Source organism: Nonomuraea turkmeniaca (assembly GCF_005889735.1).
In the GTDB taxonomy this organism is placed as follows: Bacteria; Actinomycetota; Actinomycetes; order Streptosporangiales; family Streptosporangiaceae; genus Nonomuraea; species Nonomuraea turkmeniaca.
The window spans coordinates 1-16,010 of sequence record NZ_VCKY01000136.1 but is presented as its reverse complement, the minus strand read 5'-3'; the positions used below and the strand labels follow the sequence as shown (position 1 = coordinate 16,010).

Here is a 16,010-nt window from a genome sequence, read left to right as displayed (position 1 = left end):
CAGGGACCGGTCGTAGGTCACAGTTCCTCCTCGGCGTCGAGGGGGAGGAGTGCGCCTTGGCCGCACTCGCGGCATTCGACCAGTCCCGCCGCGAGATCCATCCACAGCGTGTTCTCGGCGAGGCAGGCGGAGCAGCGCAGGCCGTCGAGGAGGTAGGCGAGGTCACGCATGGTCGGTTACCTCCGTCTCGGTCAGTTCGGCGCATAGGCGGTAGCGCTCCTGGTAGGGGTGGCGCAGCACGTGCGGGTGAAAGACCTCGAAGACTCGCAGCCGGGGCAGGTCGCGGGCGGTCAGCAGGACCAGCATCGGGCGGCCTGCCACCAGCGCGATTTCCTCGGAGGTGCCGTGGAAGCAGACCCGCATCACGCACCACCGCCAGGGGCGAAGGCGCCGGCCATGACGCAGATGTCGGTGTCGGAGACGTAGGCCGCGCGGACCCGGATCGGGTCGGGACTGGTTTCCAGCCGTACGTAGCCGACGCCCGCGCCCAGCTCGGGGACGGGGGAGATGTGGTCCGCCAGGGCGCCACGGTCGCGTGCGCCGTCGCCGAGGACCATGTCCACCTGTTCCGACTCGTCCAGCCGAAGGGCGATCTTGTCGGGGAAGAGGTTGCGGATGTTCATGACTTCCTTGCGGGGGTCCTGGAGGGCTGCCAGCACGCCGACGCCGACCGCGCGACCCTGCGTGGTCAGGGTGGCCAGGGCAGCGGAGATGCGCCGCCTCAGCTCCCTGTCGGACTGGTAGGCGGTCAGGAACGCCACCTCGTCGACGACGACCAGGACGAACGGGTCATCGATGGTCGGGGCGTGGGAGCGCTGGAGGCCGGCGAACCGTGCCGCTCGTTCCTGCATGACCTTGACCGCCCGATCGAGCAGGTCGGCGCAATCTTCCGGGGTGGCCGCGTACCGGGGGCCGAACAGGGCGCGGCCGTAGGACAGCTCCATCAGCTTGGGATCCAGCGCCCACAGCTCCACCAGCCCCGCCCGCACAGCGGGGAGGAGCCCGCGGATGACAGACCAGATGATCGAGCCCTTGCCCGCTCCCGTCGCGCCGGCGACCAGGACATGTGTGCCGTGCACCTTGAGCCGCCACGGTTGCCCGTCTTCCTGCATACCGACCTCGACCGCGCGCACGCTCGGCTCAGCAGGCAGAGGAACAGCCGAAATCGGCGTGGCCAGCGGATCGGTACGCGGGAACGTCAGCGTGATCCGGCCCGCCTGCGACAATGCCACCCGGCAGGAGGTCGCGCCGAAGCCCTGGGCGAGATGATCGATGCGGTCGGCCCAGTCCTTGACCGCCTGCCCCTTGAGCATGCGCACGCTGACCAGATCGGCCCACGGCGTACAGGTGACCTTGACCAGGCGTGGCAGGTAGTCGCGGCCACGGATATGCCGTCCCAACCCAGAGACGATCATGACGGGTTGCCAATGCCGCCGGTACACCCAGATCAGCCGCCACCAGGCGAGCAACCGCCAGCCGACCAGCCGCGCGAAGGAGACCCGGTTGGTGAGCGCCCAGGCGATCAGCCCTACCGGGGTCGGCGTGGACAGCAGGAGGGCGACGCGCCAGCCGTACACCAGCGTGAGCACACCGGGCGTGGCGGCGGCGAGCATGGCGATGGGGTGACGCCATGTCGCCCGGACGAGGCCGACCACAATGCGCCCAGCGAGAATAATCAGGGTGAGGATGGCAGGAGTGGTGACAACGGCTGGGCGGAACACCACAGCCGTATCCGGAGTCGTGGTGACGAGGTTCCGTGCCTCATCGCCAGGAAGCCGCCTGAACATAAGCTTGATGCCTCTCGTGATGTGGAAGTCAGGGGAGAACCGAAGGGGCCGCCGGAAGTTGCCGCTTCTGGCGGCCCCGCCTTGCACGGGTCAGGCCGCCGTGGTGTCGGCGTCCTTGGGGGTGGCCGACTGTTCGGTGTGCAGGCGCTCGCAGTCGGCCAGGTAGCGTGCGGCGGCGTTGAAGATCTCGCGGGCGGTGGCCAGGTCGGCGTCGGTGACTGGTCCGGCCGCGGTGGTGGAGATGTGCACGTTCGCCTCGTGGGAGCTGAGCTCCAGGTACGGGCGCGGGTTGCTGAGCAGGATTCCGGAGCTGACCCGCAGGCCGGGCGTGTGGAAGGAGATGCCCAGGTGCGGGGCGGAGTCCGGACGCATCGACAGCGTGACGTAGGTGTACGGCCCGGAGCTCACGCCGCCGTCTCCCTACCGGTGGTGGGCGCCGCCTGCTGCTTGGGACGGGCCGGGCGCATGCCGGTGGCGCGGTAGGAGTAGGCCAGCCGTCCGGCCGGGTTGACGTACGGGGTGACGGTCATGCCGGTGAACTCGACCGGCGCGATCGGTAGGCCGGAGATCGGAGGCGGTGCGATGGGCGGCGTCGCGGACAAGATCTTGACCGCGACCGTCTTCTGGCCGGCCTTGAGCGTGGTGTCGCCGTCCATGACCGGGACCTGCCAGATCGGCTCACCGGTGGTCTTGTCCTTGGCGTAGACGGTCTTGCCGTTGGTGGATGCCTCGAAGTTTTTGACCTGTTCGACCTGGCCGACCAGGAAGCAGCCGTGTGGGAACGCCTGCTCGAAGGTGATCGGGATGGGGCCTTGGAGTGCCATGGGGTTCCTCTCCCTCGGGACGCGCTCTACGTTCGCTCGTCCACTTGTCCGCATAAGTTGAGAGTAGGCGAGAGCAACTCGTCCGCACAAGTGGTTAAGCCGAAGGGTCCGGGTAAGAGTTAGCTGACCTTGAAGACATCCTCAAGCTCGTGCAGGCTGCCCGGCAGCGCCATGCCGACCACCATCAGCACCGCGCCGGCCGCATCATGCACGGTGGCCAGCACGCCGAGCACCGGGTTGGACGAGCCGAGCAACTCGGCTTCCTCCTTGGTTGGCTTGCGCGCGTTCACCCGCTCGGTGATGTGATCAAAGCGCAGATGCTTGACCGCCTGGAGATGCTGCCGGATCCCGCGCCGCAGCGGCTCGGGCTTGTCTAGGTCCGTCTCCAGTGCGTACTCCAGCGGCACCCAGAACGTCTCCACCGCCGACACCACGTCGCCCTGTCGAGCCACCCGCTTACGCATGATCACCGGAGTCTGCTCAGCGACCCCCAGCAGACGCGCCACATGCCGGGGAGCCGGAACGCGCCCTGCCTCAACCACGGCATCAAGAGTCTCGCCCTGTTCGGTGGTCGACTGGCTGGGCCTCACACGCTCGGCCGTACTCTCGGGACGGCCCTTCACGAAGGATCCGCGCCCGTGCTCGCGCTCGATCCAGCCCTGCATGGCCAAGGTCTGAAGCGCCCGCACCACCGTGGTTCGGCCGACGCCCAGCTCTCGCACCAACTGCGTCTCGGACGGCAGCATGTCACCCGGGGCGTACTCGCCCGACTCAATGCGCTCTTGAATGGCCCGCATCACCTGGGCGTATTTTGGTGGGGCGAAGTCCATGCTCATCTCAACCGCCCGTTCACTCTTGCACTCGTCCGCATAAGCACAGTACCGGTTGAGGATCGGCTTGTCAGGCCCCATCAGGGTGCGGGCATAGCGACCGTACTGTCTTCCCGATCAGAAGCATCAAGGAGCGCGAGGCACTTCGCGCACGCCTGAGGGACATCGGGGGAGAAGGCCAGCGACCAGCCACAGACGGGCAGGGGACCGACCGGCGAAGAACAAATGGCCACGTTCGTTCCAGGCACAACGGCGTGCTGCCTCAGTACGCGGCCCTCTTTCGAGAAACCGGCCACGTACGCCTGGACAGTGACCTCAGACTCGCACGCCGGATCATTAATAGCGAGGTCATCCCATGCAACCGCCCAACGCCGCACACCGGCCGGAAGGTCGTGCCACTCGCCGTCGAGCTTCAGGAGAGCGACGTTGCCATTGCGCAGCACCGCCACCACCAGCCCTTCGCTCCCGATCAGCATAGATCGGTAGGCACGCGTGGAGACGGGGCTGTGCTCCATGGTCACGATCGTTGCGCGGTTCCCGACGCGCTCCCATGCCCCGCTCATTGAGGCTCCGCCGAGTGCACCTCGTGCCGGCCCGCCGCAGCGCATTGCAGTGTGCGCAATTCCTCGTACCGCATGGCGATACGACGGGCCGCCCGAAATGGATCAGCCGCCGGATGCCAGGCATAAATGACGCGCCGACGACCGGCATTCCACCCGGTACGCCACCAAAAGCGCCCGCCGTCGCACCAGACGACCAGGCCCACCCAGACCGAAACAAGCGCCAGCCCATAACCGTCATGGACATCGGCCTTGATTCCGTCGCGCCGCAATGCCTCCTGGAGAAGGCCGGCCGACCAGCAGGGATCAACAGTGATCGTAACGGGCGAGATCATTTGACCACTCGCTCGAACCGCACCGATCCCGCCGGATCGACGTACGCACGGAAAATCTCGCGCTTCGACCAGCCGTCATCGCCGGCGCCGAAGTCGTAGACCATGAGCGCGATGCCACCCCGCATCGAGACGTCGCGCGGCATGCCCCGCATCGCCTTGCGCAACTCGTCCATCGCGGTGGCCTGGAATGCGCTGGATCCGCACGCCCCCAGGGCCTCACCGTGCGCCGATGCGATACGAACTTCCCACTCGAACCGCTCGTGCGGCGTCTCGGCCGGAGTGGGGCAGTACAGGCATTCCTCACGGGTAGATGCCGCCAGGCCAACTCCCGCAGCCGTCACATGGCCGCGCCGAGTGACGATCTTCCAGCCTCGTCCGTCGCATTCTGTGCATCTGACTGGCGTTGTCATGCCGGACAGCATGATTGCCCATACTTTTCTTACCTATCCCACGCTGGTATAGCACGACGAGATATAGGCTCCGCCACACGGAAATGCATCATCCCGGCAACAGAAAGCCGGAGGTCAGCAATGCAGAATGGCGCGTTCGACCCAATTGAGCTACCCGCTACTGTCTGGGATCAAGAACAAACGCGGGAAATACTCACCAAACGCGACATTGCCGGACTCTTCGGTCTCGCGACCAAATACGGTGCAAGTCAGGTCCGCATCGGCACCGCGACCGGCCTCGGCCAGCCACGCGTCAACAAGATCCTCCACGGCGACGGAGCCGTCAAAGAACTCGCCGTCATCGAACGCATCGCCGCCGGCCTACGCCTGCCCGATCACGCCCGCATGCTCCTTGGCCTGGCCCCGCTGGACATCGCCTCGCCCACCGGCGACCACGACGACCAGCACGAGGAACAGACCACCGAGCTGATCAACCACTTGGACGCCGCAACCGCGATCGACGCGACCACGGTCATGATCCTGCGGACCGATACCAACAACCTGCGCCTCCTGGACCGCAAACTCGGCGGCCCCGCCATCGCCGACAAGATGCGCGCCCATATAGCCCAGATCGAACGCGCCCACCGCCACGCCGTTCGCCCCGGCATCCGCGCCCAGCTCGCCCACCTGCTCGCCGAAACTGCCTCACTCGCGGGATGGCAGGCCATCAACACCCTCGCCCTCAACGACGCCTGGACACACTACGAGCGCGCCAAAGCCGCCGCCTACGAGGCGGACGACACGGCCCTGCTGGCCTACGTCTCCGGCGAACAGGCATACGTCCTCATGGAGCTCGGCCGCCCCGCCGAAGCCACCGAACTCCTCCAACACGTTCACGAGCAGCATCACGCCCGGGTACCAGCCCGCCTCCGTACCTGGCTCTCAGCCGCCGAAGCCGAAGCCGCCGCCATCCTCGGCGACGAGACCACCTGCCGCGCAGCTCTCGACCAGGCCGCCGCCCTACTCCCCGAAGGCGATGGCGATCCGGACATGCCCTACCTGTCTATCAACGCCCACCACGTAGCCCGCTGGCGCGGCAACTGCCTCGTCCGCTTCGGCGATCCCGACACCGCCGATGACCTCCGCTCAGCTCTCGCCGGCATGGACGGCACCTACAACCGCGCCGAATCCGGCGTCCGTTGCGATCTCGGCCACGCCCTCCTGGCCGTTGGCGACCCCGAGGCCGCCCAACCCCACATCCACCGCGCCCAGCAGTTGGCCACCATGACCGGCTCTCGGCGACAACGCCGCCGCATCGACGAACTGTCGAAAGCCGTCAACCGCGCCCTCGGCCGTTGAGCCACACCTGAGCCTGAAGCAACCCGATCAACGTTCCCGACGTCCAGATGTCCCCGCGGGCAATCATCGAGGGAATCTCCGCCATGGGAATCCACTCGATCCGATCGGCCTCCACCTCACCCTCAGGCGAGCCCACCAGCTCGGCCCCGCGCGCCACGAACAGCAAGTGCTCCGCATCCACCATGCCGGCCACCGGCTGATAGCTCACCAGGTGCTCAACGTTCTTCGGCCGATACCCGGTCTCCTCCTCCACCTCCCGGATAGCCGTCGTCATCGGATCCTCACCGGCGTCGACCAGCCCACCGGGAAGCTCCCACCCCCACCGATCGAACACGAACCGATGACGCCACATCAACAAGACACGATCTTGCTCATCCAGCACCACCGTAATCGCGGCCCGATCCAGATGCACCACGTGATGTTCGAACCGCTCCCCACCCGGGATCTCCACATCGGCCAGCCCCAGCCGAATCCATCGGTTGTCGTAGACCAGCCGTTCTCCATGCACGATCCAGCGCGTCAGCTCAGCGTCATCAGCCACACCGCGAAGCTACCGCTTTGCACATCTCTGGTACATGGCTTCCAACCGACAGCCCCGAGGCTGTGTCACCACTGTGCCGATGGGAGCAGGTAAGGCGCTTATCTGTGGCATTACAAGTGGCCGACTCACCGCGACTCGGTACATGATTCCTATCTCCGGCTAGGACTTGCACCCGTCGCAAAGTTCGGTTCGCAAAAGCACCGAATAGGAGCAGCCATATCACTCCGACTCAACAGGTCCGCTTGGAAGCGAATATGGGCGTCCTGGTATTTAAGCCCGTCTCGACGGGATAGAACTAAGGTATCAGCGGTTACTCTCGCACGCCTGGCGTCGTAGACAAACAGGAAGCCGCGCCTATCGTAGGCGCCTGCTCTAGCCCGGGTAAGATCTAGATACTCCGCTAACTGCCGAAGACCATCCAGCGCTCTGCTCTCGGGCCAACGCTTAGTGATTCGCGGCTTATCGCCCAGAACGCCGCTCGCGCCAATCCACTTAATCTCAATAAGGGCTATTCGATTAGAATTCTCCCACTTCACTTGTATGTCAACAGGATTCCGATCATCAACGCGAGTCTCCTGGGTGATATCGGGATTTCCTTCTCTAAGGCTACTCTTGAGATGCTGATATAGTGACTTACGCATTTCAGTTTCGGGTCCTGCCTTCCACATAACGCGCCCTTCCTCCCGCCATAGTGCGGCGAGGATATTGCACTCGCTAGAGCGGGCTAGATGCATAGCGTAATGATTAAGGCAGTCAGCGAGATCCTCGAAACGAGAAATGCCAAAGATGCGCGTAAAGGCTACAGATGAGGGGACTTCACCTTCAACTCCATCTATCCAAAACTTCTCCCCCTTGCCTGGCTCGTAATGATAGATGACCCGCCCCGCGTGCATAGCTTCTACATCGGATTGCTCCTTCCAAACATAAAACGTTCCATCAGTCCTTGCTTCTACTAAAAGTGCCCCTGAGTTGTAGAGAGCAAGATGGCTTACATCAACGACTCGATAAGCCTTCTCATAGTCTAGAGGTGCCGCATTTCCATTCAGTGCGAAGCACACAGTAAGAGCGACGCTTATGGATTCATAGTCGACGGATCGATGTATGCTCTGCAGCACGGGAAGAAAATCGCGCAGTATGTCAGTTCCTCGGCTCCCAAGAGTCTTAGCAGTCACTGCGATATAGTGACCGCGAGCCATTTCGGCAAGCTTGTCTAACCGCGTCATGCTCCCCTCCTGCTAACGTCGAGCAGCATCTGCTTGTTCAAGGAGAAAGGAAAGCCACACCACTGCAGGCACCATGTGATCTGGAACTGCATCTCCAAGGCTCGTTCTTAGTACCTTAAATTGTTCGTACACTTCGGAAAATTCCGGATCCTCGAGAAGCTCCTTTGGCACATCTAGAGCAACCGCCCGAGATATGTCGGGCTCTAGAATTACGCCGGCTTTCACTGAAGACACAGGCATTGCTGCCGAGGCCCCCGTTGCGCCTTCTAAGTAGGGAACGCGATCCGCAAACCAATCTAGTTCACACCACATGGCTAACTCGTCCTGCCCCCTGAGGCTTAGCACCACTTTCTCATCGTGGGGACTGAACAAACGTGCTGCTTTGAGAGATTCGATAGCATTAAATAGATCTACACTGAATGGAGAAGACGCTGGCGTCGCTAGAAACCCGTATCCCCACTTAGATACCGGCTTGCCGTCGTATAGTGCTAACAGGCATGCCAAATAGATAAAGACTTGTATCTCATCGAGTGATACAGGTCCAGTGCTTCTATTGATTCTATCCGCAACAAAAAGTGCATCGAATGCGGCTTTCGGGGAAACTTCACTCATTCGCCTCACCGTCTAGGCATTCTTGGATCTCCGCAAACAGTTGATCGAAGAGCTCTTCAGCATTTTCTTGAACCTCGCTCAATACTGCCCAGCTCGTCATCCTCTCCACATGCATTCGGGAGTTGCCGCAAACCCTAGCCAACTCTCTAATCAATCGATTCGAGTTTAGATTGGCGGTCATGACTAATCTGTTACCTCGTCTCACAAACTCACCAAACATCTTTCCGGCCCGCTGTTCATAGGCAATGTCGAGCGACCCTTCGGGGGTGTCAATAAACAAACAGGCTGGACCTGCATCACGTAGCATGTACTCAGCCAGAGTCATTCTCAACGCGATATCAATGAAGTATCTTTGGCTCTCGGACAGTTGATTCGAAGCGCGCCTCCTAGAGCCCGCGATAGTAACCACCAGCTCGGGCCCGCGAGCCTTCTGTTCCATTGTTAGATAAAGATCTACACCCAAGAAGGCTTGAGCCAGAGCCTGGAACCGCGGAAGAAACTCGAACTCTGCTTCAGCGTACCTCTGGGCTAGTTCGCGCCGCACGGGCTCTACTAGAGCTCTGTACTCATCCCGTCTACGACGAAACTCATCCCTTCGCTCCGTAGCCATTCGCCTCTCGTGCTGGAGTTGCTGTATAACGTCTGACACACCACTACGTGCAGCATCCAGTCTTATCCAATCTGCATTGCTCGCTTCAAAGCTGTCGACACGCGCAGATATCTCTCGGTACTTGTCGTTTGCTGTTTTGAGTTCTTCGGAGAGTCGCTCGACTGTATCCTGTGCCGTTTTTAAACGGTCTGCACTCAACTTCAGCTTCAAATCGAGAGCTCTCAGCATCTCAAAGTCTGGGAGATCCGCCTCTTGGGTTATGGTAGAGCGGCAGAGGGGACACTGGTGGTTTTCAATCAGATGCTTGATATCGGACGCCGTTTGAACGTCCACCGACCCGCAAATACCGCACTCATTCTGATGAACAAGCTTAACAATAAACGGATGCCAGCCCGGCTCATTGTGAGGGTTGAGCCGGCGCATGAATGTACGATCATAGTCACTCATCAAGACGTGGTGTTCGGCTGCGATGATTCCCAACTGTAAGCGTGCGTCCTTCTCAAGCCTTGCTTTTTCTTCGAGTTCTGCTCCAGCCACGTCACGTTGGTCGATCAATAATTCGTGTTGCTGACCGAGGTCAGCGTGAGCCGTTGCGCTCGTCGACGCTCGCGCCCGGAGGTCCTTAATCTGCCCCGCGGCTGTCGTTGCCTGATATTGAGCGTTGCGCGCTTGCGACTCCATGCGGTCGGCTTTCCGAATCCACTCTCCAGCCTTCTCGGCCCTAGTCGCATCCATTCCAAAGACAAGAAACAATAGAATGCGCGCTATTTCAGCGTCCCAGAAGAGCAGATGCCGACGTTCGTCGAACGTCAGCAAAAAGTGCTGTAGGTAGACAAACTGATCCATCTGGGCCAAGCCGGTATGCTTGAGCAAATGGTCGGTGAAGACCTCATGGAGCCGCGTCGCAGACTCCTCGTCTTCCAGCGGCGCATCTAGTACTACGTGAGTTCCCGGTCCTAGGATCTTTAGTGATCGAAGACTTGTTGGATTGAACATTCCACGTCTGACGACGTAAGCATACTCGCCAGCCTTAAATTCAACTTCAACCTCGGCAATCTGCCGGTCGTCCTGATCAATTCTTCCCTCGAAATAAACTAGTGCGTATCGCTTGGCGTCTCTATAGTATTCAGCAGTAGAGAGAGCTTTGGCTTCAGGAGTGGCCACTGTGCCGGTTAATGCATAATTCAGAATAGACAAAAATGTGGATTTTCCTAGCCCGTTCGCGCCCGCGATACAGAGAACGTTCTTATCGAAGGACACCACATTCTCTGAGCGGTTTCTATAGAGAGAGAAATGCGACAAAGAAAGTCGTGATATTATGGGCAACCGAATAGTGGGTTTCGGTTCATTTTCGGACATGCCCCCATCCTTTCTCTCCAGATTTCGACGCCGAAAGGCGGATCGTAGCTGCCCGGACAGGAGTAGCGCTAGAGGTCTCAGTCCTCGACAAAAGACAGCTTTGTGCCCGATCGTGCCTGTATGGCCCTTTGTGGCAGCAGGATGGTGCTGTTGGGGGACGAAATAGCCCTGGCGGGCGTGTGACGTGGCATGATGTACAGATTCTCGTGTGTTGGAACACACGAGCGAGTACGCGTATGTGGAGGTGCCATGGCCGGGCCGCAGGCTTCAGACCTGAACAGTCACTATCGCCGTCTGGAGGCTGCATGGACGGTGAGTGATCGCAGTGAGTCCTACGGACGACTGGTGGTGCCGAACGGTAACTCCTCCGAACCATTTCATCGATGGTTTCACTTGAAAGAAGCTTACTCATCACAATTATTGGATCAACTTTTTACGGACTCCTCATTTAAGCCGACGGCGGGGTTTCGTCTATACGATCCATATTCTGGTAGCGGTACAACGTTAATCAGTGCAGTCGATATCGCGGGCCGTTATATGACTTCCGTAGAAGTATACGGCGTGGAACGAAATCCGTTTCTGTGGGAACTATCTCGGGCCAAACTCGCTGGCCGGCTGCATGGGCAGTCGCTGGTGGCTGGCCTCGAAGCGGCGTTAGCGGAGATCAAATCTCACAGTTTAGAATTCGATGCCGATGATTTGGAAATGCCGGCTCAGTCTACGCTTCGAAATGAGGTCTATTTCCCTCGGTCGCATGTGGAAGAGCTTGTTGCGATCAGAAAGATCATCGATAGAGCCGCAATAGAGCCGTGTAGGTCTATTCTGCGGGTCTGTCTAGCCGCTTGTGTGGAGCCGTCGGGGCGACTACGTCGCGACGGTCGCGCGCTGCGATTCATGGAGCGGCGGAAACCCAGGCGTCCCTTAGAGGTCTTCGAAGAGCGTCTACGCCTGGTGACGGCAGACCTTAGTTCGAGCGCGAGCCTCGAGGCCCAGGGTGATGTCTTTTTCGGTGATGGTCGTCACCTTCCGGGACTGTCAGCCGATGGAACGTTTGATTGGATCGTCTTTTCTCCTCCCTATCCGAACAACATCGACTACACCGAGATATACAAGACGGAGTCATGGATACTAGGGTGCTACTCCACGTCAGAAGATATGCGCAAGCAACGCCTATCCACGGTACGAAGTCATCCCAGCCTACGATTCAATCAAGGAAACTTGTATGAGTCGGCTACTTATGCGGATGCCATTGACGCGATCGTCCAGCCTGTTGTGGCCGCAGTACCAGCGGACAAGTATGCGGTAGGACGCAAGGAGATGATTCCGGGCTATGTCGACGATATGATCCAAACTCTCGCTGTATGCCGCTCTCTTGTAGCCGAGGACGGCACCCTCGCCTACATCGTAGGAAATTCCGCACACGGGAATGACGATCAAGCCTTTGTTATTGCTGCAGACGTTCTTATTGGTGCTGTAGCGGAACAGGTCGGCTGGCGGGTCGCTGAGGTCCGTGTTGCTCGCAAGCTGACCCGTCGACGCGCAAATTCTCCGTACCTTCGGGAAAGTGTGGTAATTCTGAAGCCGCAATAAAGAGATCCGCGTACTTGTCGAGTGCAAGGGGTTAGTCCTGCGAATACGCCCCTACGGCACGGGATCTCTGGGAAGTCATCTCGGGGAGTCATCTGTGTCATCTGTCGCTGCCGAATCGTTCTTATGAAGGTCAAGGGCGGCGCTCCGCGCCGCCACGCGGCCCGCTCGCGGCCCCACGCTGCGCGTGCGGCCTGGGGGCCGTTCTCGCGCGCGCCCGCGCTCGGGCCGCGTCTGCGCGGTATTCCGACTGATCCTCTCCACAGCTAGCCTCGCAGGGTGAACAACGATGATCCTGCGATCCAGCTATGGAGCGACGCGGAGCTCGCTGTCGGAGCTGGCTTCGTCGTTCTGTTGATCCTCCTACCCACCATCATCTGGCTCGCCAGAGTGACGCTGCGCCGCCGCAGATAGTGCCTCCGGCGGGGGCCCTCCGGCTCCGGGATGATCGCCGCGCCGGGTGTCAGGCCGTAGGTGGTTGAGGTGGAAGCCTGATCATCCCGCCCACCATCGACCCGGGACAAGCCGAGCAGGCCAGGGCCACGGGGTCAAGGTCGTTCGTCCAGTGGGGCGCTCCACCTTGTCCCCGTGGCCCTGGCCCGCTTCCCCTTCGGGCGGGTCGACGGCAGATGGGATGATCAGGTCGGCGAGGCGTGCGCGTCGCGCGGAAGCGACCAAGTGGCGGGCGTGACGTTCGGTTCAGTCATCCAACTCCTCCGACGAAACCGTCTCATCCGCGGGCGGCGGCTGGATGTCCGCCTTCATCCCCCAGCCCGACAGCCGGAGATCATCCACGAAGGCGTGGTAGGGCTGTTCGCCGGCGGACCTGTCGCGGCTGTCGTTCGGTTCGCGCCATGCGCTCCATGCCCTGCGGACGAGCTTGTCACGGCCGATCCACAACCGCCAGGACACCTTCCAGGAGGCGTACTTGCCAGTGGGCTTGCTGCGGAAGCCGATGCGCATGCCCGGGTTGACCTTGTGGAGTTGCGCGAAGGTGATGGTGCCCTCGTAAAGGGTGGTGCGCACACCGTCGTAGACTCCGGCGGGCCGCTTGCGCGCGGTGGTGGCCAACACTGCTCTTAGCGTGGCCGGGTCGCTGAGGCTGACATGGTGGCCGGACTTCAGCACGAGCTGGCATGGCCACTCGTACGTGACCCATCTCTTGCCCGGCGGCAGCGGCCGGTCGGGGTCGGGTTTGGCGTACAACTGGTAGCCGCGTTTTCCGATGCAGATGTTGCGGGTACCGTGGCGTCCCAGGTTGAAGTTCGTCAGGTCTGTGGCCACGATCTTGCCGTTGCCGAACCCAACGACGCCGCGCACCGGCTTGTGGGCAGACCAACTGCCGAACCAGTTCGTCCGCGTACGCTGGACGATCTTCACCCCATGGCCCGGTACGAGCTGGCGCTGAATAGCGTCGGCCGGATCCATCACGGCATCGGCCCGTACGGCCGACCCTGCAGCCACCGTGGATGCGGTCACCAGGAGAACCACCACGGCCATTCGTCGCCTCATAAGCTAGGGATCTTCGCAGCAGCAGATCTCATCATGATCACGCTTTTCGACGGCCGGCAGTTCGGGAGACGCAATACCCGACACGGGAGGATCCGAGTGAGCAATTTCTATGACTACTTCCGCACCGCGGACAGGCATGCAGCGGTGGTCAAGCCGGATTACCCCCGCGCGGTTGAGAAGCCCCTTCCGGGCGTCCCTGCTTTCGATGCCGTGGAGACCAAGTGGTTCGCTCCATGGGACTCGCTGGCACAACTGATCGCGCTGATCAGGAATGTGCCCTACACCGATGACCTCGTACAAACGGTTGATCTCTATCCGCCTCCGGAAGGTGCACCCAAGACCGAGGAGGAGTGGGATTCCCTTCCTGAGGATTCGCCGTACTTGGTGGGGCCGGGCATCGAAGAGCTGCCAGCCGACGTTCGCGACACTCTCGCCGATGTCCCCGACGCAAGGCTCATCGAGCTTGGCGAGCAATGGGCAGCGGATGACGGCTCTGATCCCCGGCAGCTATCCACACTGATCAGGGAGCTGCGAGACCTGGCCCGCCGCGCCCGTAGCGAGGATCAGTTGCTCTATTGCTGGAGCTCTCTGTGAGGCCGTGCAATATACGTGCAATGATCACTGGACTCGTTGCGCCGAGACCACGTCACGACGCAGGTCAGAGGCCATCTCCCAGCCGGAACGGCCACGAGCTGTAAAGCCATTGACGGTTGTTGCCGTACTAACGATCACCCCCTGTGCGGGACGGTCACTGCCGCTTTTCTCTCCAGATCCCTTGACGGTGGAAGTTGGCGACGAACAGGTTGAAGTCGGGAAGGTCGTCAATCTCTTCGCGGGCGAGGTAGTCGGCTGCCATGGCGCGTATAGCGTCGTCGGGGGCCGGTTGGATGCTGGCTTCGGTGCAGAACTTCTCGTACTGCTGGCGTGACATCCCACGGGGTAGGCGGCGGCCCAACTCCCAGCGAAGTTGCTTCCGCTTCTCGCGGAGCTGACGCATGATGCCCCAGCCACGCGCGTGGGCGAGGCGTCTGGAGATCGTTTCGACGAAGTTCTGATCGGGGGAGCGTGCAGGCGCTCGCGGATCTCCGGGCCGAAGCACTCGTCGTCGGTCATCGGCGACGAGTCCAGCTCAGCGCACGCTCGTTCGTATTCCTCGCGGCTCAGCGTGCTCATGTCCGGCGCGCCTGCGCCAATCCGTGCCCTCTCGTGGTGGCGCGAACCTCTTGCCAGGACGGGTCCTCATGATCGTATGGGTCCACCGGGGGAGGAGGCTCTACGAGCGGCATGGGCATCACGGTAGGTGATGTTCGCCGGGCACGTACGGGGTTGTGGCGACGTCTCCATGGAGTGTCCCCAGCGGGAGCGACCCTGCCTGTCCTCGTAGCGGGTTGCAGTCTGGGTTGCAGTTCAGCGCCGTACCAGCCCGTTTTCACTGGACCGCCGGGCCGTGTTGGTCCAGGTTGAACTGATCAGGACAACCAAGATCCGAGCTGCTGATGCGGTTTGGGTTGCGTCGTCGGCCTGCTGCGTTTGCGATGGGCCGACAGCAAGGTGCCTCAGCCTGAATCCACGGCGTGATTTGGTCTGATCGTTTTCTCGTCCAATTCCTCCACGAGGACCGGTTCCGCAGGTGAAGGGGCCGTTTTCGGGCGTGGGGGGTCGCCGTGCTCGGGTCGCGGCTTGTCCGGGTGCGTTCGGGCTCGGGGTGCGTCTGGGCGCGGGTGACCGTGAAGGTCGTCGACGTTATGTGACCTGGATTCGGCTGGTCAGGCCGCTGCTGCGGCGGGTGGATCGTGGGTGGCGATGAAGGCGTTAGTCCAGGCGGGCTGTCAGCGCCATCGCTCGGGTGGGTGCGGGGTGAGGTGGCCGCGCCCGTCGGCCGGGCCGTGCCGGGCCAGCCGGGCGGGCACGGCGATGAGGTGGCGGCGCAGGGTCGCGCCGCGTGCTTTGGCGTGGAAGGCCGAGGCCAGACAGCCCAGGCCGCGCAGCAGGTTGTGGGTGATGGCCGTCAAGGTGAGCCACGCGGCGTTCGCGGTGAACACGTCCGAGGGCATGTGCGCGAGCGGCTCGTTGATCAAATCGGCGTTGACCTGCTCCTGCATCGCGTGGTCACGATGGTGCGCCTCGGCCTGGATGAGGGTGTAGGGGCTGTCGGTGAAGATTGGGTCGTAGCGCCAGGCCGGGAACAGCTCGTCTTGACCGCACCTCGCCTGCTCGTTGCGCATTCTGACGCGGCGCACGATCAGCCGGGCGCTGGCGGCCTTGCCTTTGTTACTGGTGAAGGCGGTGTAGCCGACCTCGGCGACCTGCGCATCGGAGACCCAGCCACCGGCCTGCTCATCGAAGATCGCCCGCGGGTACTTGATCGAATTCCAGGTGTCCTCGCTGATGGTGGCGATAGCGGCTTTGACCTTGGGGTCGAGTTTGGCGGTGACCGAGAAGCGGGTGTCGTTGTCACGGCAGGCAGCGATGACCTCATTGC

Annotated in this window: 18 protein-coding genes; 3 read left to right on the top strand and 15 right to left on the bottom strand. The window is 61.6% G+C overall.

Translation table 11 applies throughout. The features are described 5' to 3' along the window. Positions 1–17 precede the first annotated feature (17 nt). The 9 genes from ETD86_RS55605 to ETD86_RS32815 all read right to left on the bottom strand — a co-directional run bounded on the left by ETD86_RS55605 (position 18) and on the right by ETD86_RS32815 (position 4,758). Positions 18–170, bottom strand: a complete 153-nt coding sequence (locus ETD86_RS55605; RefSeq protein WP_170223397.1) for a hypothetical protein — start codon at positions 168–170, stop codon at positions 18–20. Then, positions 163–363 (bottom strand): hypothetical protein, encoded by a 201-nt coding sequence (locus ETD86_RS32850; RefSeq protein ID WP_138670544.1) that lies wholly within the window; start codon positions 361–363, stop codon positions 163–165. Before ETD86_RS32850 ends, ETD86_RS55605 begins: the two co-directional genes overlap by 8 nt. Continuing rightward, on the bottom strand, positions 363–1,787 hold the full coding sequence (locus ETD86_RS32845) for an FtsK/SpoIIIE domain-containing protein (RefSeq protein ID WP_138670543.1): 1,425 nt from the start codon (positions 1,785–1,787) through the stop codon (positions 363–365). The genes ETD86_RS32850 and ETD86_RS32845 overlap by 1 nt, the downstream gene beginning before the upstream one ends. Positions 1,788–1,877: 90 nt before the next feature. Next, positions 1,878–2,195 (bottom strand): hypothetical protein, encoded by a 318-nt coding sequence (locus ETD86_RS32840; RefSeq protein WP_138670542.1) that lies wholly within the window; start codon positions 2,193–2,195, stop codon positions 1,878–1,880. Continuing rightward, positions 2,192–2,611, bottom strand: coding sequence for a plasmid replication, integration and excision activator (locus tag ETD86_RS32835; RefSeq protein WP_138670541.1), 420 nt, complete (start codon positions 2,609–2,611; stop codon positions 2,192–2,194). The genes ETD86_RS32840 and ETD86_RS32835 overlap by 4 nt, the downstream gene beginning before the upstream one ends. Positions 2,612–2,730: 119 nt before the next feature. After that, positions 2,731–3,447 (bottom strand): GntR family transcriptional regulator, encoded by a 717-nt coding sequence (locus ETD86_RS32830; RefSeq protein WP_138670540.1) that lies wholly within the window; start codon positions 3,445–3,447, stop codon positions 2,731–2,733. Positions 3,448–3,521: 74 nt separating this feature from the next. Continuing rightward, on the bottom strand, positions 3,522–3,956 hold the full coding sequence (locus ETD86_RS32825; RefSeq protein ID WP_138670539.1) for a hypothetical protein: 435 nt from the start codon (positions 3,954–3,956) through the stop codon (positions 3,522–3,524). 44 nt (positions 3,957–4,000) lie between these two features. Then, on the bottom strand, positions 4,001–4,336 hold the full coding sequence (locus ETD86_RS32820; RefSeq protein WP_138670538.1) for a hypothetical protein: 336 nt from the start codon (positions 4,334–4,336) through the stop codon (positions 4,001–4,003). Beyond that, on the bottom strand, positions 4,333–4,758 hold the full coding sequence (locus ETD86_RS32815; protein WP_246148562.1) for a hypothetical protein: 426 nt from the start codon (positions 4,756–4,758) through the stop codon (positions 4,333–4,335). The genes ETD86_RS32820 and ETD86_RS32815 overlap by 4 nt, the downstream gene beginning before the upstream one ends. A 108-nt stretch (positions 4,759–4,866) precedes the next feature. On the opposite strand from ETD86_RS32815, the gene ETD86_RS32810 reads away from it, so the two are divergent. After that, positions 4,867–6,084 carry an NsdA family TPR-like regulatory protein gene (locus ETD86_RS32810; protein ID WP_138670537.1) on the top strand — a complete coding sequence of 406 codons (1,218 nt, stop codon included), beginning with the start codon at positions 4,867–4,869 and terminating at the stop codon, positions 6,082–6,084. Here the strand turns inward: ETD86_RS32810 and ETD86_RS32805 are convergent. The 3 genes from ETD86_RS32805 to ETD86_RS32795 all read right to left on the bottom strand — a co-directional run bounded on the left by ETD86_RS32805 (position 6,062) and on the right by ETD86_RS32795 (position 10,429). Continuing rightward, positions 6,062–6,625, bottom strand: coding sequence for an NUDIX hydrolase (locus tag ETD86_RS32805; protein ID WP_138670536.1), 564 nt, complete (start codon positions 6,623–6,625; stop codon positions 6,062–6,064). The two genes, ETD86_RS32810 and ETD86_RS32805, sit on opposite strands and share 23 nt — an antisense overlap. 1,235 nt (positions 6,626–7,860) lie before the next feature. Further along, the gene (locus tag ETD86_RS32800; protein WP_138670535.1) at positions 7,861–8,460 is read right to left on the bottom strand and encodes a hypothetical protein; all 600 of its coding nucleotides are present in this window, start codon (positions 8,458–8,460) and stop codon (positions 7,861–7,863) included. Continuing rightward, positions 8,453–10,429 (bottom strand): AAA family ATPase, encoded by a 1,977-nt coding sequence (locus tag ETD86_RS32795; protein ID WP_138670534.1) that lies wholly within the window; start codon positions 10,427–10,429, stop codon positions 8,453–8,455. The genes ETD86_RS32800 and ETD86_RS32795 overlap by 8 nt, the downstream gene beginning before the upstream one ends. Before the next feature lie 249 nt (positions 10,430–10,678). On the opposite strand from ETD86_RS32795, the gene ETD86_RS32790 reads away from it, so the two are divergent. Beyond that, on the top strand, positions 10,679–12,019 hold the full coding sequence (locus ETD86_RS32790; protein ID WP_138670533.1) for a DNA methyltransferase family protein: 1,341 nt from the start codon (positions 10,679–10,681) through the stop codon (positions 12,017–12,019). Positions 12,020–12,715: 696 nt separating this feature from the next. On the opposite strand, the gene ETD86_RS32785 is transcribed toward ETD86_RS32790, so the two are convergent. Then, complete coding sequence (locus tag ETD86_RS32785; protein WP_138670532.1) at positions 12,716–13,444, bottom strand: hypothetical protein; 729 nt, start codon at positions 13,442–13,444, stop codon at positions 12,716–12,718. Between the two features lie 180 nt (positions 13,445–13,624). Between ETD86_RS32785 and ETD86_RS32780 the strand changes: the two genes are divergently transcribed. Continuing rightward, positions 13,625–14,122 carry a hypothetical protein gene (locus ETD86_RS32780; protein WP_138670531.1) on the top strand — a complete coding sequence of 166 codons (498 nt, stop codon included), beginning with the start codon at positions 13,625–13,627 and terminating at the stop codon, positions 14,120–14,122. 154 nt (positions 14,123–14,276) lie between these two features. Here the strand turns inward: ETD86_RS32780 and ETD86_RS32775 are convergent, their stop codons facing one another. Both ETD86_RS32775 and ETD86_RS55600 read right to left on the bottom strand, forming a co-directional pair. After that, complete coding sequence (locus ETD86_RS32775; RefSeq protein WP_138670530.1) at positions 14,277–14,459, bottom strand: hypothetical protein; 183 nt, start codon at positions 14,457–14,459, stop codon at positions 14,277–14,279. 898 nt (positions 14,460–15,357) lie between these two features. Continuing rightward, positions 15,358–16,010 (bottom strand): transposase family protein (locus ETD86_RS55600; RefSeq protein WP_484213964.1); only part of this gene is annotated, 653 nt, incomplete at its 5' end.